Source organism: Arsenicibacter rosenii (genome assembly GCF_001870735.1).
Lineage (GTDB): Bacteria > Bacteroidota > Bacteroidia > Cytophagales > Spirosomataceae > Arsenicibacter > Arsenicibacter rosenii.
This window is the reverse complement of record NZ_MORL01000008.1, coordinates 189613-215435: the sequence shown is the minus strand read 5'-3', so window position 1 is coordinate 215435 and position 25823 is coordinate 189613. Positions and strand designations below refer to the sequence as shown.

Annotated in this window: 23 protein-coding genes; 13 read left to right on the top strand and 10 right to left on the bottom strand. The window is 48.5% G+C overall.

What is annotated here, in order from left to right; translation table 11 throughout:
• Positions 1–6: 6 nt before the first annotated feature.
• Complete coding sequence (locus BLX24_RS16645; RefSeq protein WP_071504291.1) at positions 7–897, top strand: trypsin-like peptidase domain-containing protein; 891 nt, start codon at positions 7–9, stop codon at positions 895–897.
• A gap of 29 nt (positions 898–926) precedes the next feature.
• Entirely contained in the window at positions 927–2012 is a 1086-nt protein-coding gene (locus tag BLX24_RS16640) for a M20 family metallo-hydrolase (RefSeq protein ID WP_071504290.1), read from the top strand.
• Positions 2013–2085: 73 nt separating this feature from the next.
• On the opposite strand, the gene BLX24_RS16635 is transcribed toward BLX24_RS16640, so the two are convergent.
• From BLX24_RS16635 to BLX24_RS16605, 7 genes are all read right to left on the bottom strand, one after another.
• Positions 2086–3363, bottom strand: a complete 1278-nt coding sequence (locus BLX24_RS16635) for a hemolysin family protein (protein WP_071504289.1) — start codon at positions 3361–3363, stop codon at positions 2086–2088.
• A 9-nt stretch (positions 3364–3372) separates the two neighbouring features.
• A complete protein-coding gene (locus BLX24_RS16630; RefSeq protein ID WP_071504362.1) occupies positions 3373–3603 on the bottom strand; it encodes a hypothetical protein in 231 nt (76 codons plus the stop codon).
• 238 nt (positions 3604–3841) lie between these two features.
• Complete coding sequence (gene ccsA, locus BLX24_RS16625) at positions 3842–6505, bottom strand: cytochrome c biogenesis protein CcsA (RefSeq protein WP_071504288.1); 2664 nt, start codon at positions 6503–6505, stop codon at positions 3842–3844.
• A gap of 79 nt (positions 6506–6584) precedes the next feature.
• Positions 6585–7019: a cytochrome c maturation protein CcmE domain-containing protein gene (locus BLX24_RS16620; protein WP_071504287.1), complete on the bottom strand. Its 435-nt coding sequence runs from the start codon at positions 7017–7019 to the stop codon at positions 6585–6587.
• A gap of 26 nt (positions 7020–7045) precedes the next feature.
• On the bottom strand, positions 7046–7261 hold the full coding sequence (locus BLX24_RS16615) for a CcmD family protein (RefSeq protein WP_071504286.1): 216 nt from the start codon (positions 7259–7261) through the stop codon (positions 7046–7048).
• Positions 7262–7351: 90 nt separating this feature from the next.
• On the bottom strand, positions 7352–8011 hold the full coding sequence (ccsA, locus tag BLX24_RS16610; RefSeq protein ID WP_071504285.1) for a cytochrome c biogenesis protein CcsA: 660 nt from the start codon (positions 8009–8011) through the stop codon (positions 7352–7354).
• A gap of 33 nt (positions 8012–8044) precedes the next feature.
• The gene (locus tag BLX24_RS16605; protein WP_143092701.1) at positions 8045–8707 is read right to left on the bottom strand and encodes a heme exporter protein CcmB; all 663 of its coding nucleotides are present in this window, start codon (positions 8705–8707) and stop codon (positions 8045–8047) included.
• A gap of 277 nt (positions 8708–8984) precedes the next feature.
• On the opposite strand from BLX24_RS16605, the gene BLX24_RS31735 reads away from it, so the two are divergent.
• Complete coding sequence (locus tag BLX24_RS31735; protein ID WP_083422020.1) at positions 8985–9209, top strand: FeoA family protein; 225 nt, start codon at positions 8985–8987, stop codon at positions 9207–9209.
• A 12-nt stretch (positions 9210–9221) separates the two neighbouring features.
• Entirely contained in the window at positions 9222–11396 is a 2175-nt protein-coding gene (gene feoB / locus BLX24_RS16600; RefSeq protein WP_083422019.1) for a ferrous iron transport protein B, read from the top strand.
• Between the two features lie 434 nt (positions 11397–11830).
• Here feoB and BLX24_RS16595 read toward each other — a convergent pair whose 3' ends face one another.
• Entirely contained in the window at positions 11831–13333 is a 1503-nt protein-coding gene (locus BLX24_RS16595; RefSeq protein WP_071504282.1) for a bifunctional ADP-dependent NAD(P)H-hydrate dehydratase/NAD(P)H-hydrate epimerase, read from the bottom strand.
• Positions 13334–13564: 231 nt separating this feature from the next.
• Here BLX24_RS16595 and rplS point away from each other — a divergent pair, with 231 nt between their 5' ends.
• From rplS to BLX24_RS16580, 3 genes are read left to right on the top strand one after another with little or no spacing between them, the layout of a single operon-like run.
• The gene (rplS, locus tag BLX24_RS16590; protein WP_071504281.1) at positions 13565–13930 is read left to right on the top strand and encodes a 50S ribosomal protein L19; all 366 of its coding nucleotides are present in this window, start codon (positions 13565–13567) and stop codon (positions 13928–13930) included.
• A 60-nt stretch (positions 13931–13990) separates the two neighbouring features.
• Positions 13991–14764 carry a diaminopimelate epimerase gene (dapF, locus tag BLX24_RS16585; RefSeq protein ID WP_071504280.1) on the top strand — a complete coding sequence of 258 codons (774 nt, stop codon included), beginning with the start codon at positions 13991–13993 and terminating at the stop codon, positions 14762–14764.
• Between the two features lie 52 nt (positions 14765–14816).
• A complete protein-coding gene (locus BLX24_RS16580) occupies positions 14817–15746 on the top strand; it encodes a bestrophin family protein (RefSeq protein ID WP_071504279.1) in 930 nt (309 codons plus the stop codon).
• Between the two features lie 8 nt (positions 15747–15754).
• On the opposite strand, the gene BLX24_RS16575 is transcribed toward BLX24_RS16580, so the two are convergent.
• Positions 15755–16063 (bottom strand): rhodanese-like domain-containing protein, encoded by a 309-nt coding sequence (locus BLX24_RS16575; RefSeq protein WP_071504278.1) that lies wholly within the window; start codon positions 16061–16063, stop codon positions 15755–15757.
• A 120-nt stretch (positions 16064–16183) separates the two neighbouring features.
• On the opposite strand from BLX24_RS16575, the gene htpG reads away from it, so the two are divergent.
• On the top strand, positions 16184–18016 hold the full coding sequence (gene htpG / locus BLX24_RS16570) for a molecular chaperone HtpG (protein WP_071504277.1): 1833 nt from the start codon (positions 16184–16186) through the stop codon (positions 18014–18016).
• A 49-nt stretch (positions 18017–18065) separates the two neighbouring features.
• Here htpG and BLX24_RS16565 read toward each other — a convergent pair whose 3' ends face one another.
• Complete coding sequence (locus tag BLX24_RS16565) at positions 18066–18671, bottom strand: DUF4126 domain-containing protein (protein ID WP_071504361.1); 606 nt, start codon at positions 18669–18671, stop codon at positions 18066–18068.
• A 215-nt stretch (positions 18672–18886) separates the two neighbouring features.
• Between BLX24_RS16565 and BLX24_RS16560 the strand changes: the two genes are divergently transcribed.
• The 5 genes from BLX24_RS16560 (at position 18887) to BLX24_RS16540 (ending at position 25293) form a co-directional block, all read left to right on the top strand.
• Positions 18887–19468: a LutC/YkgG family protein gene (locus tag BLX24_RS16560; RefSeq protein ID WP_071504276.1), complete on the top strand. Its 582-nt coding sequence runs from the start codon at positions 18887–18889 to the stop codon at positions 19466–19468.
• Positions 19469–19551: 83 nt separating this feature from the next.
• The gene (locus tag BLX24_RS16555; protein ID WP_083422018.1) at positions 19552–20142 is read left to right on the top strand and encodes a GNAT family N-acetyltransferase; all 591 of its coding nucleotides are present in this window, start codon (positions 19552–19554) and stop codon (positions 20140–20142) included.
• 111 nt (positions 20143–20253) lie between these two features.
• Positions 20254–20970 carry a (d)CMP kinase gene (gene cmk / locus BLX24_RS16550; RefSeq protein WP_071504360.1) on the top strand — a complete coding sequence of 239 codons (717 nt, stop codon included), beginning with the start codon at positions 20254–20256 and terminating at the stop codon, positions 20968–20970.
• On the top strand, positions 20967–22034 hold the full coding sequence (locus BLX24_RS16545; RefSeq protein WP_071504275.1) for an NAD(P)/FAD-dependent oxidoreductase: 1068 nt from the start codon (positions 20967–20969) through the stop codon (positions 22032–22034). Before cmk ends, BLX24_RS16545 begins: the two co-directional genes overlap by 4 nt.
• A 22-nt stretch (positions 22035–22056) precedes the next feature.
• Positions 22057–25293 (top strand): TolB-like translocation protein, encoded by a 3237-nt coding sequence (locus BLX24_RS16540; RefSeq protein ID WP_071504274.1) that lies wholly within the window; start codon positions 22057–22059, stop codon positions 25291–25293.
• Positions 25294–25823: the final 530 nt, after the last annotated feature.

The following is a 25823-nucleotide window of genomic DNA, read 5'->3' as shown; positions in this document are numbered from 1 at the left end:
TACTGTATGTTTGTAGACGCTATTGAGCGCATTAATCAGTTCACGCGGCCTTTGCATTCGATTATTCGTCTGTACGGTCACAGTGAAATCATTCCCGGCAGTGCCACCCTTTTTTTTGTTAACGACGAAGCGTGTGCCATCACCTGTAAACACGTTGCTGAATTAATCGTAACCGCTGACAGTATTTACCGGAATTACCTTGATTTTCTGGGCGAACGGCGTCATTTGGTAAAAGACGGCCATTATGGCAAACATTTATCGAAACTTGAGGAAAAGTATAAGCTCCGGCCGGAAAGCATGGTCCGTATCCGCAACAACTTTCACAACTGTGTGGATACGTTTTCTGAGCTGAAAGTAGACATGCACCCCCATGTTGATCTGGCGCTGATCCGTTTTCTGGGATACAATCAGATCCTGTATCAGTCTCATGCCCGCTTTTTGAAAGACAGCAGCAAGATAAAACCCGGACGCAGTTTATGCCGGTTAGGATATCCTTTTCCTGACTTTACGAATTTCCGGTTTAATCCCATGATTGACGATATTGAGTGGACGGCGGAGGGACGGTCAAGTTCGCCTCCCTTTCCGATCGATGGCATCGTTACCCGTTTGATTTCCGAACAGAATATGCCCGGTATTTCGGGAGTCGAAATCAGTACGCCGGGGTTACGCGGGCAAAGCGGCGGACCTTTATTTGATATAAACGGAGTGATATACGGGCTTCAGAGTTCGACCCGGCATTTACATCTTGGCTTTGACATTGAAGATCGTGAAGTACTGGTAAACGGGCGTAAAGCAAAGGTGTCTAACTACCCGTTTCTGAATGTCGGGCAATGTGTCCATGTCGATGTTATTAAGAACTTTCTAAGGGAGCGCGGGGTGAAATTCCGTGAAGAATAGGTATCTTTGACTAACAATGCCCACAAATTATGTCTCTGTTAACTGATATATCTTCCCGTCAGGCCGTCTTAACAGAAGCCGCTATTGAGCTGCTTAAACGCCTGATTGCTACGCCTTCGTTTAGCCGTGAAGAGGACCGGACGGCCCTGCTGCTCGAAGCGTTTCTGACTGATCAAAACATTCCTTTTCAGCGTAAAAAAAATAATATCTGGGCGTATAATCTGCACTTTGACCCGACCAAACCAACGGTTTTGCTGAACTCTCATCATGATACGGTGAAGCCGAATAAATCATGGACCCTTGACCCCTTTGCGCCAATTGTCCGTGATGGCAAACTGTACGGGCTGGGCAGTAACGATGCCGGCGGGTGTCTGGTTTCCCTGATTGCGACGTTCTGCTACTTTTATGATCGTGCCGATCTGAGCTACAATGTCATGCTGGCGATTTCGGCCGAAGAAGAAATTTCGGGCCGGGATGGCCTTGAGCTGATTGTCGATGATCTGCCGCCGATCAGTTTCGCTATTGTTGGTGAGCCTACCGAGATGCATCTGGCGGTAGCAGAAAAAGGCTTATTGGTGCTGGACTGTACGGCACGCGGCCGATCAGGACATGCCGCCCGCAACGAAGGCGAAAATGCTATCTACAAAGCGATTCAGGATATCAACTGGCTGACAACCTACCAGTTTCCGAAAGTATCGCCGACACTGGGACCGGTAAAAATGTCGGTAACCATTATCAACGCCGGTACGCAGCATAACGTGGTGCCGGATGCCTGTACCTTTACGGTTGATGTGCGGGTGACCGAGCAATATACCCTTGAAGAGGTAATTGCCATTATCCGCGAAAACATTGCTTCAGAGGTCAATCCGCGTTCGATCCGGCTGAAGCCGTCGAGCATTCCGGTTGACCATCCGATTATTCAGGCCGGTATAGCGATGGGGCGTAAACCGTACGGTTCACCGACTACTTCAGATCAGGCATTGCTTGACTGTCCGTCGCTGAAATGTGGCCCCGGCCATTCAGAGCGTTCGCATACGGCCGATGAATTTATCTACCTGCACGAAATCGAAGAAGGCATCGGCATGTATATTCAAATGCTGGAAAAGGTCGTGTAAAGACGCAATATTTTGCGTCTCATTTTTTGGTTACAGAAAGCTGGCGCATGCAGAGACGCAATATTTTGCGTCTCTACAACAAGTTGTTTACATAGACCTTGACGGTATTGATGCGGGTGCCGTCCATGGAATCGATGGTAAAGACAAACGGGGCAAAGTCAATGATTTCGCCGGTAGCCGGCAGGTCTTCATTTACGGCCAGAATCAATCCGCCAAGTGTGTCGTAATCACCTTCCGGAATGTCCCAGCCGTAGGTTTCGTTCAGGTAGTCTATTTCATGGCGCGCACTCAGCAACCACGTATGTTCGTCGAGTTGCCGCTCTACCCAGTCTTCGTTGGCGTCAAATTCGTCCTGAATCTCGCCGAAAATCTGTTCCACGATATCTTCTACAGTAATGATGCCGGCTGTACCGCCGAACTCATCAACGACCAGCGCAATGCTTTTCCGTTCGGAAAGAAACCGTATCAACAGGTCGTTGGCGGGCATCGTTTCCGGAATCGTCAGAATCGGGGTCAGGATACTGGCAATAGAGGACGGCTTTTTGAAGAGAGCCAGGGCATGGCAATAACCGATCACATCGTCAATATTGTCACGATAAACCAGAATTTTCGAGTGGCCGCTTTCCTGAAACGCTTTCCGGAGTTCATCCAGCGTATCTTCAACATCTACGGCACACACTTCCCGGCGTGGCACGAGGCAATCCCGTACCCGTACATCCTTAAACTCAATGGCATTGTTCAGAATACGGGTATCTACCTCAATTTCCTCTTCAGGTGATACCTTCTGATTAACCTGCTGGAGATAATGGTTTAAGTCTGTAAGCCCGAAAACCGGTTTGATCTCCGGTGATTTTTGTCGCAGAATATAGCGGATAAACAACCGTGCCGTGCCAACCAGCAACCGTACAATCGGAGCAATGGCCTGATAAATGACCCAGATCGGGATCGCCAGGCGTTCCATGAAGGCATCCGGGTGAATCAGGGCCAGGCTTTTGGGCAGATAATCGGCAAATGGCAGAAAAAAAGTGGTCAGTATAATGGTTTCCAGCAAGATAACAATGGCTGGGTTGTCGTAGTTATCGGGCAGAACCGACACCAGAACCGGATCAAGGGCCAATACACCAAAAACGGCGTACAGCACCAGAAAAAGCGTGTTACCGGTCAGCGTTGTGCCAACGAATAAGATTGGTTTTTTGAGGAAACCGTAGACCAGTTTTTCTCCCAGCGGGCTGTTTTTTCGTTGTAGTTCGAAATACAAGCGGTTTACCGAGGCGTAGGCTGTCTCAACTGCGGAGAAAAAGCCTGCCAGAATCAACGCCAGAAAAGCACCCAGCAATAAGCCGTATTCCATAGGAGGGAATTATTTTTTCTTCTTCTTTTTACGCTCAGCCATGTCCTTAATCGTTGGCGAGACTTCTTTATTTTCCTGACGACGCTTCACGCGGACAAATTGAAACGCCAGTAAAAATGCCAGTGCCAGCATCAAAAACGGATAGCTGTCCGCAAAGTTATTTGTCCGGCGGATTTCAAGCACCCAAAGTAAGAAACTGCCAATGGCCAGTGAGAGCAGAACGGTATCTTTCAGTTTCATGATCTGTAAGCAGCAATACATAAAAACGGGTACGGCGCCCGAATGTTCTGCCGTACCCAATGCTTGTTTAAATGAATAATGAGCAATGTGAAATGGATAATGAACAATGTAAAATGAATAATGAACAATGTAAAATGAATAATGGAAGGAATGCACCGGCTAAACCCCAAAGCATTCATTATTCATCAACCATTGTCCATTATTCATTAACTATTATTCATTTTACATTGCCCATTCGTTAATCCCGCAGCCTCATTTTAGAGAAATCACGGTAACGACGGACGGTTGATAGGCCAAAGCCGAGCACGACAATCAGCGTACCAATCCATAACAGGTTAATGTATGGTTTCTCAAGCGCTTTCATCACAATCCACTTCCGCTGGGTACGGTTGACGGCAAACGTGAACCGGCCCGTAGTCGGGTCAATTTCGTTCAGCTGAATCCGAAGGCCCAGTTCTTCGTTGGTTTCGGCTTTGCGGCCTACAACCCGGTCCTTGATGATAAAAGCAGGGGTAATGATATGCTCCTTATTTTTGTCGAGTACCCGTACAACGGCTTTTACCGCTGCATCCTGCGGCCCGAGCGTCATGCCCTCGATGTCGTTGGTCCGTACGACGTTATCCAGAATCGCTACATAGTCGTTGAGGAAAAAGGTGTCCTTGATCGCTACCTTGTAGGTTTCTGTCTTTTGCCACTCGGCCCCTTGTTCCGGATCCGGAATCGACGAAACGTAGGTGTACAGGTCGCGGCCGGCTTTACGCTTGATATCAGGCGAGGCCAGTAAACCCATTTTTTCGTTTACCTGTGCGCGCGGATAGAGCGAGAAAATCTTGCCGTCAGGCTCACGGTATTCTACTTCGTAATAAGTATTTTCCGGATAAACCGCCATGGTATCGCCTTTTTTGTGGTATACCTGCCCGTTCTGGATAATATCCCGCTGCGCCACACCGTGGAAATCGCCTTCAATGACCGACACCCATGAGCGTGGGACATAACCCGGTACGTCCCGGATTTCGATACGCTCGCCGCGGTAGGTCAGCTGGTAGTTATCCATTTTCTCCGGCTGGTTCATCCACAGCAACACGTTTTCTTTATTTTCGCGGTTGTTGTTCTTTGTGAATTCTTCCTGACGGGAAATCAGCAGACCGCTGTTGTTGAGCGATACCACGTGCGAATAACCGGATGAAAACAACACCCCGATCAGCATCAGTGCCAGACCAATATGCGCCACGGCACCGCCCGAAAGTTTGTAATTACCTTTCAGAATGCCAATCATAATGGTTGAATTGGTCACTAGCGCAAAAACCGACGAAACCAGCAAAACCATGTAGATCGGGTCACCGACTTTGGCCAGGGCAATGATGGCGGCACTGATCAGCAGGGTCACGATACCCGGCGTAACGAGGGCATTCAGATTACCTTTTTCAATTTTACGCCACCACAGGAACTGGCCGATGCCGGTCAGGATCGCAATCGCAACGAAAAACCAGATCTGAAATTTATTGTAGTGGGCTGCCTGATCGGCGGGAAGCGCCAGGTTCGATACTACACCAAACAGCTCGGCCACTTTGTTATAGACCGGAATAGACGTTGTGGCAATGACCTGGAAAGCGGCCAGTGACAGAATCGTTGCGCCGACAAAAATCCAGAATTCCTTGTTATACACGGCTACTTCCTGCTCATCGCCTGGCATCAGTTTCCATTTGCTGACCATCAGTGCTACCGAAAGCGCAATGAATGCCAGCAGATAAATCAGGAGCTGACCAGACAGACCCAGATCCGTAAACGAGTGGACCGAGGCATTACCAAGGATACCGCTCCGTGCCAGGAACGTCGAATAAATCACTAACAAAAACTGCGTAATAGTCAGGATAATGGCCGTTTTTAGTCCGGTAGAGCTTTTGCGGGCAATCAGCATGGTATGAATGGCACCAACCAGCACGAGCCACGGTACATAAACCGCATTTTCGACAGGGTCCCAGTTCCAGTAGCCGCCGAAGTTCAGCGTTTCGTAAGCCCAGTAGCCGCCCATCATAATACCAACACCCAGAACCAGGGCGCCCAGTGATGACCATGGCAGAGCCGGACGAATCCAGTCGAGGGGTTTATTTTGCCACAGACCGGCTATGCAGTACGCAAACGGAACCAGCGTCAGGGCAAAGCCAAGGAACAGGGTCGGCGGGTGAATCACCATCCAGTAATTTTGCAGGAGTGGGTTCAGACCGTTACCATCCTTTGGAATAAAATTCGGATCCATGGTAAAGACAGGTGCATCCGGAATCGCTTCTTTCAGCAGCAGGAAGGGCGAGCTGCCCAGCTTGAAGGTCTCGCCGAAAACCACACCCAGAATCATAGACGCGAGGAACGCCTGTACGAGGGCAAACACCGTCATCATCGGACCTTCCCACTGTTTACTGTTGCTATTGATCAGCCAGATTCCCAGCAAGGCATTCCAGAAAAGCCAAAGCAGGAAGCTTCCTTCCTGACCTTCCCAGAAACACGAAATCATGTATTTCAGCGGCAATGCCCGCGATGAATGACTCCACGCATAGTGGTACTCGAAATAATGGTTGTAGACAATGGAGAACAGGCAGTAAATGACACCGAGAATGGCTACTGCATGAACATAAAACGACCAGCGGGCCAGTTTCCGCCAGTCGTCACTGTTTTTGTCGGTTGCAGAAGCGGCCGGTGAAGCAGCCCTGGCAGTTGTTCGCCGGGAAGTTTTCACTACCGTACCGTCGGCCGAGGCATAAGCCAGTTCCGGCTCTTCGTCGGCCGGGACTACAGCGGTTTCTTGTCGGTTGAGTGCTGAAATGAAGTAGGCAATCGTCGACACCAGTGCCGTCACAAACGACAGAATGACAAAGAAATGACCTACATTACCAATTGTTGTATGCATAAGGCTTACATGGAATGAATCAGTGGATGTGTGAATGAGGCATTAGCATGACTAATCCGCCCATCCGGTCATACACTCATTAAACTTTTTTTGCTGTGTATTCTTTGGTCTCCAGTTTGTTTTCCTGGTATTTCGACGGGCACTTCAGCAGAATTTTATCTGCTTTAAAATGATTCCCCTGCATCGCGCCAATCACAACAACCTGTTCCGAGCGGTCGAAGTCCTGTGGTTTCGGGGCATTATAGATCACCTTGCAGGGTTTATTTTCATTATCGATCAGCGTAAACTCAAAGTGGTTCGGATCAATCTGCGGATCGTAAATCAGATCTGTTGCCTGGCCGCTGGTATTTTTCTGTAATTTACCAACGACGTGGATCATGTCGTTATCACCATTGCTGGCCATTTCCTGCGCTTTCGTAAAGGTTACGTATGAACTGGCGTCGCCGGCAGTAGACACGATAATACCGATCGCAATGGCGATCACGATAATGCCGAATATGTGAGAGATTTTCATGGTTTTAATAGAATAAAGGGAATAAATCAGGAAATCCGTGCCGCTGATTTTTGTGATTGTGTTTCCTTGACCTCTTTTTCCAGCTTACCTACTTGCCGGTCGAGCCGGATCAGATACGTGATAATACCTGCGAAAACGAGGGCTATTACCGCCACAACGACCCAGATTTTGCCGTCGGCCCGGAGCTGATCAGCCATCTCGACCTGCTCCTGAAGTAGGGATACTGTTGATAACAACGTCATACTGTATGTTTTTGGGTAACAAACATGAGCCAGATACTACAGTTCGTTACATTTTGTGAAACAGAAAAAGAAAATAAAACATTCCGCCGGTTATGCTTCCAGCACAGCGCGGATACGGCGTAGCCGCACCCGTACTTCCGTAATCCAGACGCCCAGCAGCGTAAACCCAATCACAGCCGGATAAAACACCAGACGCATCTGGCTATCCATGTCGTATTGCCCAAAGGCAGGATTGCCGCCGTTGCCGGGGTGCAGGGAATCTGTCAGACGGGGTAAGATGAAAATAAGCGGGATAAAGACCGCAAAGGCAAAAATATTGTACACCGCCGAAATCCGTGCGCGGCGCTGTTCATCATCGAACGAGCCGCGCAGAATCAGGTAGGCAAAATAAAGCAGCATGCCTACGGCAACACCGTTTAGTTTCGGGTCATTCGGCCAGGGGTCGCCCCAGGTAAAACTGGCCCAGGTCGATCCTGTCGCACAGCCCAGTATACCGAACAGAATGGCCGTATTAGCAAACTCAACCGCCACAAGATCATCGTCGGGCCGGCCATTCCGCAGGTATCTGACCGAGAAAATCATGGAGGTTAAGAGCAGGATAATCATCCCGAACCAAAGCGGTACGTGAAAATATACGTTCCGGATACTTTCGTTCAGGATAGGTTGCCGCGGAACGCCTCCGATCAGCCCCCAAAAGATGACGTATGTTAAGATTACAACGCTAACAATTTTCCACCAGGCAATGCGCATATACTTTATTGCAAAATCAGAACTAAGAAAAAATTAACTCCGCCATAAAAACGGAAACAACATCCATGAAAGTGCCAGTACGATGGCATCAATCGCCAGCAAAATACTGACCTCATCTAAGCTTACGCTACGATCAAGCCCATCAAGTGCATTTTTTGATACGCGAAGCAGCATAAGCAGCAACGGGAGAACTACCGGGAAACTCAGAATGGCCATCAATGTCGCTGAGTTCTCTGCCTTAGAGGCAATACCGGCAATCAGCGTAAGTGATCCTGCAAAGCCAATAGCGCCCAAAACCAGAGCGGCTATATACAACGGAATATCGTTGACGGGATTCCCTAACACAAAGGCATACACCCCAAAGCCAAGCCCCGCCAGCACCAGCATTAAAACCGTATTGTACAGAATTTTGGCAATGATAATCTGCTGCGGACTGGCCAGTGTATAATAGTAAAGCATCCGGCCGGCCCGTTCCTGAACAAAACTTTTGGCAATGGCATTAATGGCAGAAAAAAGCAGGATAATCCAGAACAGCGTATTCCAGACGATCGGAGTCAGCAGATTCCGGCGGGCGTTAAAACTCAGATAACAAACAAAAACGGCTCCTACAATGTAAAGGAGCATGCCATTGAGTGCATACCGCTGCCGCCATTCCAGTAAAAACTCTTTACGCATTAATGCGCTGATCTGTCGCATAGACCCTGTATCAAAAGTCGTTATCCTAAAACTTGTTACCCGCTTTAGGTACTATTGACTACAAAAATACGACAAAAAGCAATCGGTAGGGGGAGATTTCGCAGGTGATTGTGGTCAGCGGAGATACCTGCCGGCATACTGATTAAGATCATGGAGGAATAATTCCGGTAAAGTTTGGTAAAACAAACTTTCTGCCGTAAAATTGCGTTAATTTGAATGAGTCTAAATAGTTCTAAGGCTTATTTTTTACCCTGACGGACACCAACTGACTACCAACATGAGCAAAAGAAGTGTAGCTGACCTGAAAATTGGAGAAAGAGCCACCATTAAGTCATTTAATGATCAATGGATGTCTTTGAAGTTGCTGGAAATGGGTTGTCTGCCTGGTGCGGAGGTATGTTTACACTGCAAAGCTCCGCTTGGTGATCCGATTTGTTTAAATGTATCAGGCTACTGCTTATCGATGCGGAAGTCTGAGGCTGCCACGATTCTGGTAGAGTAAAGGAATGTAATTATGTCGAGTCGTGAACCGGCCGGACTACAACCGGCCAGGTCTTCCCGGATAGATTCATTGAAAGCGTCGCCTGTATTAGCTTTAATTGGTAATCCTAACGCTGGAAAGTCCTCCTTATTTAATCAGTTAACCGGTTTACGGCAGAAAACCGGAAATTTCCCGGGCGTAACGGTCGACAAAAAGTCGGGTACCTGCATGCTCGATGTCCAGACTGAGGCCACCGTCATTGACCTCCCCGGTGTTTACTCCATCTACCCTAAATCTCCTGACGAACAGATTGTAACTGATATTCTGGCTAATCCCGTTCACCCGGATTATCCGGATGTTGCCGTTGTTGTCGTCGATTCATCAAATATTCGCCGGAACCTGCTGCTGTTCACCCAGATTACCGATTTAGGGGTTCCGGTTGTGCTGGCTCTGAATATGCTGGATGTAGCCAAACAGCAGCATCAGGAAGTAAATGCCGTAAAGCTGGCCATGCGGCTTGGTGTACCGGTTGTCCGCGTCAATGCCCGTACGGGTGAAGGCCTTGATCTGTTGAAAAAAGCAGTTATCGGTCAGTTACGTCAGCCTACGCTGCCTGAACGCCTTTTCTTTGATCCGGCACAGGATGTGGCTGGTTTAATTGATGATACAAAGGCCCGGTACGGGCTTACGAATAATTACCTTGCGCTGCAATATATCATCCAGCACGACGGGTTTTCGTTTCTGAATCCGTCACAGCGGGTCGGTCTGGATGAAATTATTGATAAGCATCAGTTTGTCGAAACCGAATTTCAGGCCAAAGAAACCATTCAGCGCTATCAGCGGATTGCCGCAGTGGTGACCGATGCGGTAACCGACAGCCGGCCACTAAACCAGCCGACATGGAGCCAGAAGATGGACCGTGTTCTGATGCATCCGGTAGGCGGGTATATTTTCTTTGCGCTGATACTGCTTCTGATTTTTCAGGCGATTTTTGCCTGGGCTCAGCCTTTCATGGATGCCATCGACGAAGGAGTAGCCTATCTGAACGGCGCCCTGAAAGAAAGTTTGCCCCCGGGGGCTTTCACCGATTTACTAACGGATGGTATTCTGGCCGGTATTGGTGGCGTATTGGTGTTTATTCCGCAGATAGCAGCCTTATTTCTGTTGATTTCTATCCTGGAGGAGTCCGGATATATGTCGCGGGTAATGATTCTGATGGACCGGATTATGCGTCGCTTCGGCCTTAACGGACGGAGCGTAGTGCCGCTGATTTCCGGGGTAGCCTGTGCTGTTCCGGCCATTATGGCGACCCGCAGCATTGGTACCCGCCGTGAGCGTCTGATTACCATTATGGTCACGCCGCTGATGAGCTGTTCGGCCCGTTTGCCGATTTATACGATTTTGATTGCCCTGGTCGTACCTGATCAGCATGTGCTTGGTTTCCTGAATCTGCAGGGCCTGGTATTAATGGGTTTATACCTGCTTGGTCTTGTGGCAGCCTTATTGGCCGCATGGGTCTTCAAGAAACTGCTTCGGGTAAACGAACGGAGTTTCTTTATCATGGAACTGCCGACGTTTAAAATGCCCCGCTGGAATCACGTGGGCCTGACTGTATGGGAGAGCGTACGGGCGTTTGTCTGGGAAGCAGGCCGGGTTATTGTTGCCATTTCAATTGTGCTTTGGGTGCTGGCCAGCTATGGCCCGGGCGATTCGCTGGATCAGGCCGAAGCAAAAGCCCGTCAGCAGTATGCCGGACAGCCGGCAGCAGCCATCGACGGGCATGTAGCCTCGGAACGGCTGGAGGCATCGTATGCCGGCCGGTTTGGCCACGTGATTGAACCGGCTATTAAACCACTGGGTTACGACTGGAAAATCGGAATTGCCCTGCTCAGTTCGTTTGCTGCCCGCGAGGTCTTTGTGGGAACAATGGCTACCATTTACAGCATTGGGGGCAGTGATGCAGACGACGAATCAACCGTTCGGGAACGGCTACAGGCTGAGCGGAATCCGGAGACCGGCGGGGTGATGTATACTCCAGCCTTAGCCTATTCATTACTGGTATTTTACGTATTTGCGATGATGTGTATGAGTACCATCGCAACGACTTATCGGGAGACTAAAGAATGGAAATGGCCCGCCATACAGTTACTGTATATGACGGGCCTGGCGTATATGTCAGCGTTTGCTGTATATCAGCTATTCCGGTAGTAATCAATCTACCATAGTAAACCTTTGGATAGTAACGGGTAAATGAAATGGTAAAGGATATAGGTGAATAACGCCAGCGTAACTCCCCCCAATGCCACAGTCTGATCCAGACCTTGCGCCGCTTTTTTCGAAGAGCGGTTATTCCTCCAGTCTCGTTGCGCCAAATTTTTCATATATACGTATCGATTTAGTATTTGCTACGGGACAAAATTTGTGCCATCAAAGCAAATATTTTAGCGTACAACTACGGAATTTAGCATGCAGGTAGAAATACGGTTGCAGGCTTTACAGAGGGAGGCTTGCTGACATAAAAGAACTCGCTGGTAGATGGGATGCATTGAGAGGAGTGTAGAAAAAAGCCTACAGATGTGGCAGAAATTTCTACACTCCCCTTAGTGTTATAAATGTAAGGGGCTGATATATAGGTGTATGGCTTAGTTCTCCCAACGTAATGAATCGATCACATCAGAGGCCACCATACCAATCTGGCCGCGGGCGTCTGCGGCATGATCACCAGCCAGACCATGGCTGAAAACACCCAGAACCGCCGCTTCAACCGGGTCGTAACCCTGGGCCAGAAGAGCAGTCAGTACCCCAGTCAGCACATCGCCGGTACCGCCGGTGCTGAGTCCGGGGTTTCCGGTTGAGTTGAAGTGAATGTCACCTTCAGGAGTTGCGATAGCCGTATGGGCACCTTTCAATACCACCACGATCCGGAAACGGCGGGCGAAGTCCTGAAGAATTTCCAGTTTATCATAATCGTTTTGCCAGCGCTGGGTCAGCCGCTCAAATTCTTTCGGATGCGGTGTCAGAATACTGCGTTCGGGCAATAGGCCCAGCAGGTCACGGTTAGCGGCGAGCAGATTCAGGGCATCTGCATCAATGACCATCGGTTTCCGGATCGTAGTCAGAATATCGCGGAGCATCGCCAGTGTTTCCGGCGCCTTACCAATGCCCGGGCCGATGCCAATGGCGGCGTAATTGTTCGGGGGGAGGTTATCGACTTCGGTATGCCCCGTCAGGACATACGGATGGGTATCCGGCAGACACATAGCTTCGGGGACAGCCGTTTGTATGACGCTGTAACCACATAAAGGCGTCTGGACAGTTAATAACCCTACACCGGAGCGTAAACAGGCTTTGGCCGCCAGGACAGCCGCGCCAACCTTGCCATAACTGCCCGCCAGAAGCAGCGCATGCCCGAATGTCCCCTTGTTTGCATGGCGGTTCCGTTTCCGGATCAGCAGCCGGGCCTCTTCCGGCATGGTATAGTAATAGGATGTCGGGGCCTGGTCGATAAAGCGTTGATGGAGCTGGACATTAACAATATGCCATTCGCCGACAAACCGTTCGTTTTTGGGAAGCAGCAGCCCCAGCTTCGGCAGCTGAAAGGTGACGGTATAATCCGGTTCAATAATGATATCTTCTGCCTGATTGGGCTGGTCGGCATACAAGCCGCTGGCAATATCAACGGCAATGACCGTAGCCGGAGACCGGTTGATCCCCTGGATCACTTCTTTAATTATTCCCTCCGTCGGGCGCGACAGGCCCGAACCCAGAATCGCATCAATCACGATCTCATGGTGCCGGAGCGCCGGAATATCATGAGGCTGTTCGATGTAGATGGGGGCTGTAAGCAATTTTAATCGCCGGTGGTTATGGGCAAAATCGTCGGATTCACGCGGAGCGTAGCGCACCACATACACCTCAACCTGATAATCGAGCTGGATCAGCAACCGTGCAATGGCCATGCCATCGCCTCCGTTGTTGCCTAAACCACAGAAAACCTTAACGGGCCGGTTCGATGAAAAACGCACGCCATACCAGTTAACAAAGGCCTGGGCAGCGCGTTCCATGAGGTTAATCGGAGCGATCGGTTCATGTTGAATAGTATACTGATCAAGCGCGTGTATCTGATCGATATTAAGTATTTTCATGCGTGATTATGCGGAAACAAAAGGTTTATTTAGAATAGCAATTAGTTAAAAACAAGCCAACTGTACAAGCTGTACGCTTATTTCACCAACTTATCCATCAGTTATTCAAGAAATTAATACGGTGAGATTTTATCCTACCGAAAAAACGGCTATATTTGCGGCTCATTTCGCTTCGGCACCGGGTAGCCGGAGTGGTCCGACGTAAATTCCTATCTGACGATATATACAGTCATGAATGAACTGATTAAATTGGTAGAGGCTGAAAACGCATCACGTCGCAGCGAACTGCCAGAGTTTCGTGCCGGTGATACAGTTAATGTGCACGTGAAAATCCGCGAAGGTAACAAAGAGCGGATTCAGGTCTTTACAGGTACGGTTATCCAACGCCGTAACCCAAACACAAATGGCGAAACGTTCAGCGTTCGCAAGGTTTCTAACGGTATTGGTGTAGAGCGTACATTCCCGCTGCTGTCGCCAAACATCGAGAAAATCGAAGTAGTTCGTCTTGGTAAAGTACGCCGCGCCCGGTTGTTCTATCTCCGTGGCCGTCAAGGTAAAGCTGCACGCGTTAAAGAGCGTAAAGTTAAAAAAGCATAGTACTAGCCAGCACTACCAACTTATATAAAGCTGTCTGAAAGGACGGCTTTTATTTTTCCTATGAACTTCTACAAATACCAGGGGACAGGCAACGATTTTGTTATGATCGATGACCGCGCCGACAATTTTCCGGCCGGTGACCAGGCATTAATTGCCCGTCTGTGTGACCGTCGGTTTGGCATCGGTGCCGATGGCCTGATTTTGCTGCGTGTAGACCCCGACTATGATTTCCGGATGATCTATTTCAACGCCGACGGAGCAGAAGGAAGTATGTGTGGGAACGGCGGACGTTGTATTGTGCAGTTTGCCTATGACCTCGGCATATTCACCGATACAACGCGCTTTATTGCGGTCGATGGTGAACATACCGCCAGCGTATCCGACGATGTCGTATCTCTGAAAATGAGCAACGTGACGGGAATGGATATGCAGCAGGACTACACGTTTCTGAATACCGGTTCTCCGCATGTCGTCCGGTTTGTCGATGATCTGGAATCGTATGATGTTGTAGGCGTTGGTAAACAAATCCGCTACAGTGACACCTTTAAGCCAGGGGGGACCAACGTGAATTTTGTGCAGGTTATGCCCGACAAGACGCTATTTGTCCGGACCTATGAGCGTGGGGTTGAAGATGAAACCTATTCATGCGGTACGGGCGTAACGGCCGCTGCTTTAACAGCCTACAAGCAATTCGGTCTGCCAAGCCCGGTTTCAATCAGAGTACTGGGTGGACAGCTCCGTGTATCTTTTGAAGAAACAGGTGAAGCTACTTTCGAATCTATTTATCTGACCGGACCGGCCAAACAGGTTTTTACGGGAAGTGCAACAGTTTGATGAGTTTGTGGTTAGCATACTGACCACAAACTTATTCACTCATCGTTAGCACATGATTCTCTATAACCGGCATCACTGGCTGCGGGCCATCTGGCATTTTCATACGGGAAAAACAGCTATTTCCCTGATTAAGCGTTTATTCTTTGTCGGATTATATGTCACAGCGGTAACCATCACCGAACTGACTTTCTACGACATAAAGCTTTCGTATACGCCTGCCGAATTTTTCGGGGCTATGGGGATTCTGCTAAGCCTGCTCTTATTATTCCGCACCAATACGGCCTATGACCGCTTTTATGAAGGTCGCCGGACATGGGGCGCTCTTGTCAACACCACCCGGAATCTGGCCGTTCTTTATCACGCCATCCTGCCAAAAGAAGCCATTGAAGAGCGGCTCTATTTTGCCAAGACAATCTCTAACTTTCCGTTTGCACTGAAAAACCACCTGCGTGCCACCCGCGATTTTACTGAGCTGGATGAAGCCGTCATCGGCGGTATTGCCGAGCTGGAAAAACGCAGCCATGTACCGGGCGGAGTTGTCAGTCAGTTACGGAACCGTACAGAAGAACTCTACAGGAAAGGCACCATTTCCGACGCGCAATCCATCAATCTGAATACGCTCCTGATTCTGTTACTTGACATCAACGGTATTTGTGAGCGCATTAAAAGTACACCCATTCCGTTTTCCTATAATTTCTTCATCAAGTTTTTTATCACGGCCTACCTGATCGTATTGCCTTTTACGATCATTGAGGAGTTTGGTTATCTGACGATTCCGATTGTGTTGTTGGTATCGTATGTGATGGTCGGGCTGGAAATGATAGGCGAGGAGATTGAGGAACCGTTCGGGCTGGAGCGCAACAACCTGCCCCTCAACCAGCTTTCGCAGATGATGCGGGTAAATGTGCACGAGATTTTCGGCATTTACCTGCCACAGGTCGAAAAACAGGCCGCTATCCCTGATTTTATGGTAGTGAGCTAGTACAGTACTTATTCGGTTTCCAGAATACCACCGTTAAGGTGCAGGATCGTTTTTTTACTTAATTCCGGCTGGCGTAAGGCATCTTTGGCGGCAATGCGGCTGCGCACACCATTCGTACAGATAAAAATCAGGGTATCATACCGTGTCAACTCACCTTTGCGCTCGCGGATAGCAGGCAACGGAATGTTGAGACCACCAATATTAAATTCATCAAACTCCCATTCGTCGCGGACGTCAATAACAACCGTGTCAGGATTGTCCTGTAACTGCGTCAGTTCAGGCAGTGATATATCGTTGTAGGCAGGTTTGTCTTGCATACCGCTAAAACAAGGGCCGCAAACAGGAAGTTTCTGCCAATCTGTCAGCCAGGGGCGATCTGGAACAAAAATTGCCGGTCGGCCAATAACACAGTATTAAACCAATCAATTAGTCATTTTATGGAAGCCGTACAGACAGAAAAGGGGCAAATTTCCATCCACACGGAAAATATTTTTCCGATCATCAAGAAGTTCCTGTACTCTGACCATGAGATTTTCCTGCGTGAGCTCGTTTCCAACGCCGTTGATGCGACACAAAAACTGAAAAAGCTGGCGTCGTTTGGCGAAGTAAACAGCGAAATCGGCGACGACCTGAAAGTAACGGTAACGGTCGATGAAGAAGGCAAATCGATTACCATCAGCGATTCGGGTATCGGGATGACTGCTGATGAGATTAAGAAATACATTAACCAGATTGCCTTCTCAGGGGCATCTGAGTTCTTAGAGAAATATAAAGACAAAGTCGACGACAAGGGGGCCATCATCGGCCATTTTGGTCTGGGTTTCTACTCTGCCTTTATGGTTGCTGAGCAGGTAGAAATTGTTACCCGTTCGTACAAAGAAGGAGCGGAAGCTGCCCGCTGGGTATGTGATGGCTCAACCGAATTCGAAATTTCGGCGGCAGAACGGGCAGAACGCGGTACAGATGTGATTCTGCACATTGCCCTTGATTCGGAAGAATTCCTGAATAAGGCCCGCATCCGGTCAATTCTGGAAAAATACGGCCGGTTCCTGCCTGTACCGATTGAGTTCGATGGTGAAATTATCAACGACGCAACGCCGATCTGGACTAAAGCCCCGGCTGACCTGACAGACGAAGACTACAAGAAATTCTACCGCGAACTCTACCCGATGTCGGAAGAACCACTGTTCTGGATTCACCTGAACGTGGATTATCCGTTTAACCTGACAGGGGTATTGTACTTCCCGAAACTGAAAAACGACTTCCATGTGAAGCGGGAGAAAATCCAGCTGTACAGCCGTCAGGTGTTCATTACGGATGAAGTGAAAGACATTGTACCGGACTTCCTGATGTTGCTGCACGGGGTCATCGATTCGCCGGATATTCCTCTCAACGTATCGCGCAGCTTCCTGCAGGCAGATTCGAACGTGAAGAAGATCAACGGCTACATTACCCGTAAGGTGGCCGACAAACTGACAGAGTTGTTCAAAGCTGACCGGAAGGCGTTCGAAGAGAAGTTTGACGATATCGGATTGTTTATCAAATACGGGATCATCAGCGACGAAAAATTCAACGACAAGGCCAAAGAGTTTGCCCTTCTCAAAAACACAGAAGGCAAATTCTATACGTTTGATGAATACCGCGAGCACGTACAGGCAAACCAGACAGACAAAAATGACGCCGCAATCTGGCTGTATTCGACAGATCAGAAAGCACAGCACGGCTATATCGAGTCGGCAACCCGTCGCGGATATGATGTATTGGTGCTGGATACGGTGATCGATCCGCACTTTATCAATCACCTTGAGTATAAGCTGGAAAAAACGTCCCTGAAGCGGGTAGATGCTGATACGCTGGATAAACTGATTGACAAAGGATTGGCGAATCAGAGTGTGTTGTCGGAAGCCGATCAGACAAAGCTGAAAGAGCTGTTTGAGACAGTGCTTGATAATAAGAGTCTGAATGTCAGCGTAGAGGCAATGCCAGCCGACGAAATGCCGGTAACCATTACCTTACCGGAGTTTATGCGCCGGATGAAAGATATGTCACAGCTGAGCGGCGAGCAGTCATTCTACGGAGTCATGCCGATTACGTACAATCTGGTAGTTAACGCAAACCACCCGCTTGCCGACCGTGTACTGAAGCAAGGCGACGAAGCGGGTCAGAAACAACTGGTGAAGCAGTTGTATGATCTGGCACTGTTGTCGCAAAACATGCTGACAGGTGCCGATCTGACAGCGTTTGTAAAACGTACTGTAGAGACACTGTAAACAAGATACAGATCATTTGTTGTATGAAAGCCGGGATAACTCCCGGCTTTCATATTTTTGGCGGAAGCGGTCTGCGCTGCGTGGCGCGGGTAAACCAGACACGCCCCTTGCGGGCCAGCTGAGCGGCAAAAAACAAGACAACGACAAACAGGACCACAAACGCAAAAAGCGGTAGCAGAACGGCCAGAATAGAAAAGCCGAACGAGGCGGCATTTTCGGTGGTCGCTACTACGGGGTTAGCCAGTCCGCCTGTGGTGGCTGTTGAGCCAAGGCGCAGCAAACTGGTACCGGCCTGAATAAGTCCGGCTGAGCCACCGCCCAGCATGAGCCCGAGGCCCCAGTCCATAACAGGGTTATCGATTTTCAGAAACGAGGTGCTGAGTAGCGTACCTGCTACGATAGCGGCCGGAGCGGCCAGCGTATCCAACACATTATCGAGCCACGGAATATAATATGCCCCGATTTCGACAAGTGTAGCTATTCCCAGTAACAGCAACCCCGGCGTGGTGCTGATCCACTCAAAGCCTTGCATAGGAGCAATGATATGCAGCTTTGCCGCAATGCTGGCGATAAGCATGGGAACAAAAATCCGGAAGCCGCAACAGGCGGCCAAACCGATTCCTAAACAGGCACTGATAATCCAATCCCAGTTCATAATCATTCAGTTAAAAGAATGGGTGAATGTACGTAATTAAAATTTAATCAGATAGGGGAGGGGGGAAACCTGACAGTACAGGCACCTTCGGATTATAAAGTTGTATAACTTGCCATTTATAAACGCCTTTAACCCCGACACTGCCATAATCAACTGCTGAACCATAGGCAGGGTTTGGGTGACAGCATAAATAAAGTAACAAAACTGTGTAAACCATGAGCGTCCGCGATTCGATTCTGGCCAAAATCCGGAGTAACAACCTGACTGAATTACCGCTACCGGAAATCCCTTTTTTTAATGATGGTCGTACTGACCTGCTGGCCCGCTACAAGACAGTGCTGACGTCGATTGGCGGAACGCCCCGTGAGCTGGCAGAGGCCGAAACACTGGAAGATCTGATCCGGGAAGTATATCCGGATGCAGAACGGATTGCGTCGTCGGTCCCGCTGGCTGGTATTCCGCTGGTTACCATCAGTGATGAGACCGATAAGGCAACGTTGGAAGCCATGGATGTCGCGATTCTGAAGGGAGAATTTGCGGTGGCCGAAAACGCGGCGATCTGGGTGCCCGAAGCGAATATGCTGAACCGTGCCTTACCTTTTATTAGTCAGCATCTTGTCCTGCTTGTTGAAAAGGATAAGCTGGTGCTCAACATGCACGAAGCCTACGAACACATTGATACAGAGTCGCTAAGCTACGGCGTGTTCATTGCCGGTCCTTCGAAGACTGCGGATATTGAGCAGTCGCTGGTGATTGGGGCACACGGTGCCCGTAGCCTGGTCGTTGTGTTTCTGTAAGGCAGTTAGTTTTTGGCAACATTCTGTAGTAGTGGATTGTTATTCGGCTAACAAACGCGTAGTTTACGAAAAAAACGTATCCTTTGATTACATTTCAACTCAATACGTGCCGGCTTCGCCCCTGGCGGGATGGGGACGAAGAGTCGTTGGTTTATCATGCCAGTAACCGCCATATCTGGAATAATGTACGCGATTTTTTCCCGTATCCGTACACCCAGCGCGACGCCTATTCCTGGATACGGTCAAATAAGTCGTACCAGCAGCCCATGAATCTGGCTATTGAAGTCGATGGACAGGCGGTGGGGAATATTGGTTTTACGATTAAAGATGACATCTATCGGTATAATGCCGAAATCGGTTATTGGCTGGGAGAGGCTTACTGGAGTAAAGGAATCCTGTCTGAAGCGCTGCCGGTTATGGTAACCTATATTTTCAAATCGTTTCAGCTCAACCGGATTTTTGCCTGCGTACTGGAGGGTAATCAAGGCTCCATGCGTGTATTGGAAAAAGCAGGATTCCGGCCGGAGGCTATTCATCGGAAAGCAGCAATCAAGAACAATAAGTATCTGGATGAGCATGTATTTGCGCTGCTGAAACAGGAGTATCTGGAATCCGCAAAACGGGCTCCTTACGTAAAAGAACCGGAAAGTCAGACCTATAAGGACAAATGTTAAGCCTGCCTCTGAGCTACTTCTTGCTGGGGCTATGATGCATATTCTATGCCCCCTGCTAATTTCTTCGTTTCTTTGCGGGATAATTCGCTGCTCCGGCAGTCCGATGAATTTATGTCAAAAATCGTAATTGCTATTGATGGCTATTCGAGTTGTGGCAAGAGCACAACCGCAAAAGCTGTCGCCGCCCGACTGGGATATGCCTACATTGATACCGGTGCCATGTATCGCTCGGTTAGTTTATTCTTCAGCCAGAATCATGTTACGCTGACAAATACGAAAGAGGTACTTGCAGCTCTTGATCACATTCATATCACATTCCACTACAATCCGAAAACATGCCGGAACGAGACATACCTGAACGGGTTGAATGTAGAGGATGAAATCCGGAAGATGTACATCTCGAATATGGTGAGTGAGGTAAGTGTTATTCCTGAAGTACGCCGTGCTATGGTTGCCCAGCAGCAGAAGATGGGGCGTAAGCGGGGAGTCGTGATGGATGGCCGCGATATTGGCACTAAGGTATTCCCGGATGCAGAAGTTAAGATCTTCATGACGGCCGATACGCTGATCCGGGCCCAGCGCCGGCAGCAGGAGCTTCTGGCCAAAGGCGAGCTGGTTAACCTGGATGATATCATTCAGAATCTGGAGAAACGCGACCGGATTGACTCCACCAGAGCCGAAAGCCCTTTACGCCGTGCTGAGGATGCATTGCTGCTTGATACATCGAATATGAATCTTGAAGATCAGATCCAGTGGGTCGTTGACCGGGTCGGCGAGCAGGTTGAAGCCATTAAACAAAAAGAAGCGACAGACCCCAAAAGGTTATGAGGACCGCCGACTATCTGATTGTTGGTCAGGGTGTGGCCGGATCCGTACTTGCCTGGACATTAGATCAACTTGGTTGCAAGGTTGTTGTTACCAATGCACCCGAACTTCCGTCGGCCGCCCGTGTAGCGGCCGGTATTGTGAATCCGCTGACCGGCCGTAAGCTTGTACAGACCTGGCAGGCCGATACGCTGTTTCCGTTCCTGCATCAGTTCTATCGGGAGATTGAGCTTAAGCTTGGTGTCCGCTTTTTCCATCCACGGAATATCTATCGTCCGTTCCGGAATTTAGCCGAAAAAGACAGTTATCTATCAATAACAAAAGATCCTTCAGTGGCTAAATATATCATGGAAGGTACTGAGGATGAGATGTATAGTGATGTAATAAACAACCCGTTTGGTGGCTTGACCGTGACGCAGAGCGGGTGGGTTGATCTACCTGAATTTCTCAAAATTATCAAAGGCTATTTTCTTGAAAAAAATCAATATGCTGAAGTAAAGGTTGAGGCAGATTGGCTGGAAATGAACGGAGATTCAGTGGTTGTCGATAATCTGGAAGTTAAAAAAGTAATATTTTGCGACGGGGCGCAAGGCCACGAGAATCCGTTATTTAGCTGGCTTCCGTACAATCCTGTCAAAGGACAGGTTCTCACGGCGACGGTAAGTTATTATCCTATTAAGAATATAGTCAATCAAGGGATTTTTATTTTGCCGCTTCGGGACGGGTTAATAAAAATCGGGGCAACCTATTCGTGGCATGATCTGGATTGGCAAACAACAGAGGATGGTCGTGTGTTTCTGGAAAAGAAAGTACAGGAGCTGATCAAAGTACCCTATCAGATTGTGGCTCAACAAGCGGGCATCCGGCCGTCAACAAAAGACCGCCGCCCTTTTCTGGGGCTGCATCCGGAATATGCCTCTGTCGGTATTTTTGGCGGGCTTGGTACCAAAGGCGTATCGTTGGCGCCATACCTGGCCAGCCAATATGCGGGGTTTTTACTTAATAACGAAGAATTAGATCCGGAAACGAATATTAACCGGTGTCTTTCGTTATATTACCGAAGTTAATATTAAGGGCTTAGCGTTTTTTATGCGAAAACAATACCTTTTGCTGGTAAGTCTGCTGCTAGGGCTTTTGCCGGCGGCTGTGGCACAAAACTATCCATCCCAGGAGCAATTTGGTAAAAACCGTATTCAGTATCGGGAGTTCAACTGGAAGATTGTCAAGACAGCCAATTTCGAGATTTATTTTTATCAGGACGGTAATCAACTGGCAAATCTGACGGCACAATACGCCGAGTCTGAATTTGACCGGATTACTGAGCTATTGGGCTATACACCCTATAACCGCATAAAAATCTTTTTATTCAATTCGCCTGCTGAGCTAGCCCAGAGTAACATCGGCTTAAATGCCCTCGGTGATCTGAACGGCCGCGAGCTGGACATGGCAAAATCAAGGCTCGAAATCGCCTTTACCGGTGATCAGATGAGCTTCCGCCGGCAGCTGATCCGCGACGTTTCGATGTTGTTTGTGTATGACATGCTGTATGGTGGTAGTCTGAAAGATGCCCTTCAAAGCTCTTTACTGCTTACACTGCCAGACTGGTTTATGCCCGGAATTGCTTCCTACATTGCTGAAGGATGGAGCGTTGAGCTGGACGACTACATGCGGGATGTCGCCTTAACGCATCCTGTCCGTAAACCCTCGCTGCTTACAGGACGCGAAGCCGAACGCGTAGGCCATTCCATCTGGAATTATATTGTACAGAAATACGGACGGGATAATATCTCAAACATCCTGAACCTGACCCGTATTATCCGCAACGAACAAAGTAGTATACAGAGTACGCTGGGCGTACCGTATAGTCGTTTCCTGCGCGAGTGGCGAGACTATTATGTCGGTATGGCTGGTACGGTCAGTAAATCCTATCAGGAAAGTAAAGACGATTTCCGGATCAGACTGAAGGCCGGTGATGGTACTGCTACTCTGAATGATGTGAAACTGAGCCCTGATAAACAGTTTATTGCTTACACAACCGTACACGATGGCCGTTACAACATTGAGGTTGTGAATACAGGCAACCGGAAAAAAATGAGCATTGTCCAGGGGGGGTATCGTCTGGACGGGCATGCTACCTATACACGTACGCCGTTAGTGACCTGGCAGAAGGGAAATAATCTGGTAATTATTACTGAAGAACGCGGTAAGTCATACCTATATATATATAGTGACCTCGAAAAACGGCCTAAACAAAAAATCAAGCGGACAATCAATGGTTTAACCCAGATTGTAAGTGTTGATGCATCAGATGACGGAGGTAGTCTGGTGTTCAGTGCTGACCGCCGCGGGCAAAATGACCTGTTTTTGTACAGCATTAACCGTGGTAACTATGCCCAGCTAACCAATGATCTGTATGACGACATGAATCCGACCTTTGTCGGGCGTACTGCCGGGAAAATTGTTTTCTCATCGAACCGTAAGCTGGATACTCTTGGGGTTGATAAAGGTTCATACAAGACTATTCAGGATCGTTTCTCCCTGTTTTTACACGAAGGAGGTGCCCGCGCAACGACAGTCAGCCGCCTGACCGACTCATTATCAAACGCATACAGGCCAATTGCAGGTGGTGAGAATACCATTTACTTTCTTGGTTCGGCCAGTGGTATTCAGAACCTGTATCGCCTTAGTCTGCAAGACAGTACGATACGGCAAACAACCGCATTTGCCAGCAGCATTTATCAGTATGATCTGGCAACATCGGGTGGTGGATTTGTTTATAGCAGCCTCCGCGATGGCGATATGTATATCGGATACCGATCACAGTTACCACTTACGGCCTCCGTTGATCCGGCTCCTACTCAGCGCAATCAGCTGCTTGGTTTAGTAGCTAAACCGGTTATAAAAGAAGAGGTTAAAGCCCCGGTCCCTGTCGACACAGCCGCGCAAAATGGTAAGGCCGCCCCGGTAGATACGGTTAAGCGAATGGCGCTGGCTCCGGGCGAAGTAGATGTTGATAACTATAAGTTTGATCCGGACGTACTGAAAGCTGCTGAATATCGTCAGCGCCGTACATCAACTTCATTGTCTATTGGATCAGCGCTGCCACCACGTAATCGTCGCCGGGAGAACGTAACCATTCGCGGGCCATTCAACTATCAGGGTTTGTTTACTGTCAATGACGGCCAATCAAACTGGCGGGTCGATCCGATACGGGGCTTTGGTTTTCAGCAAAATGTAACGATGAATGATTTGCTGGAAAATCACGTCATAAATGCCGGTTTCTTTATTACAACAAATCTTCGTAACAGCGATTTATTTGCGGAATATAAGAACCTGAAGCACCGGATTGATTACGGCGCACGGTTTGACCGGCAAACATTATTTCTGGATAATCAGCTGCTTAGTCAGCGATACAGATACAACCGCGTTGCTTTTATGGCTTCGTATCCGGTGTCTGCTACGACGCGTTTTACCCTGTCACCGTTTTATGCATTAACCCGCCGGGTAGATTTATCTAATCTGGCACAGGCAGATATGACATCCGATTATGCTGGTATCCGGGCAGAAGCTGTATTCGATAATACGAAAACAAATGGTATGAACATGATTGCCGGTACAAAGGCAAAAGTACGTTTTGAAAACTATGCCGGTATCCGTTCCGCTTCCCAAAGTTTTAACCGCCTGTCACTTGATCTGCGCCATTATCAGAAAATTCACCGTGATCTGATTCTGGCCGGTCGTTTGTCATTCAGCCAGTCTGGTGGCGCAGCGCCCAAGCAGAGTACACTAGGCGGGATGGAGAACTGGATTGGTTCGCCGGATATTCAGAAAGAGAATGTCGCCACCAATCCGCTGAAGGTACCTAATCAGCTGGCTCCTGAGCGGGAAGATTTCCGTGATGTTTTCTTCCTGGATTTTGCATCAAATCTGCGCGGTTTCCGTTTGGGTAAACTGACGGGTAACAGCCACTTGTTGATGAATGTAGAACTGCGCATGCCACTGATTAAGTATCTATATCGTGGGAACATTACCTCAAATTTTCTGCGGAACCTGCAATTAGTGGCCTTCACCGATGTAGGGACGGCCTGGGTTGGCCGTGGCCCGTTTAATCGCCAGAACAGTCTGAATACAGAGATTATTGGTGGCGGAAACCTGCCTTTCCTGGCAACGGTAACAAACTTCAAAAATCCGTTTTTGATCGGATATGGTGCCGGTGCCCGTACCATGCTGTTTGGCTACTATGTTAAGTTCGATTATGCCTGGGGGCTTGAAAACAACGTTGTCAGCCGGCCGGTTGCTTATCTGACGCTGGGTTATGATTTTTAATATATCCGATATATGCTGTTACAAAAATACCCCTTCCCGACAGGAGGGGTATTTTTTTTGTAACGGTACCTTAAGGTCATAGGGAATTAGTTATCTTTGCCTGCACATTACGGCTACACACCGCTGATGTCTTTCTTACTTCCGATATATTCTCTCTTCCTGAACAATCTGATCGCCTGTATTTACCGTAAAGGCGTTAGATAAGACTATTCATAATACATGTCGTTTACGAACTAATGCCTGATTTTTGGCATAGTTTTGGCTAATTTGGGAAACTTTCCAGTTGCTGGGTTATAAGTAAACATACAGACATGAAAGTGTGGTCCTGAATTGCTTTTTGACGTACATTGTTTTGGCCAAATGCCTGATAGTCACCTTTGGATTAGTCATTTTTTTATCTTAACAAAGTGTATTGCAGGTTTTGGCATAATTTTAGTTAATTCTTAAGGAAATAAAAGTGCCGACAGGCATTTTGCGGAGAATGATATTTTATTTTTCGTGAACTGTTGTTTGCCGGTAACTGAAAATAA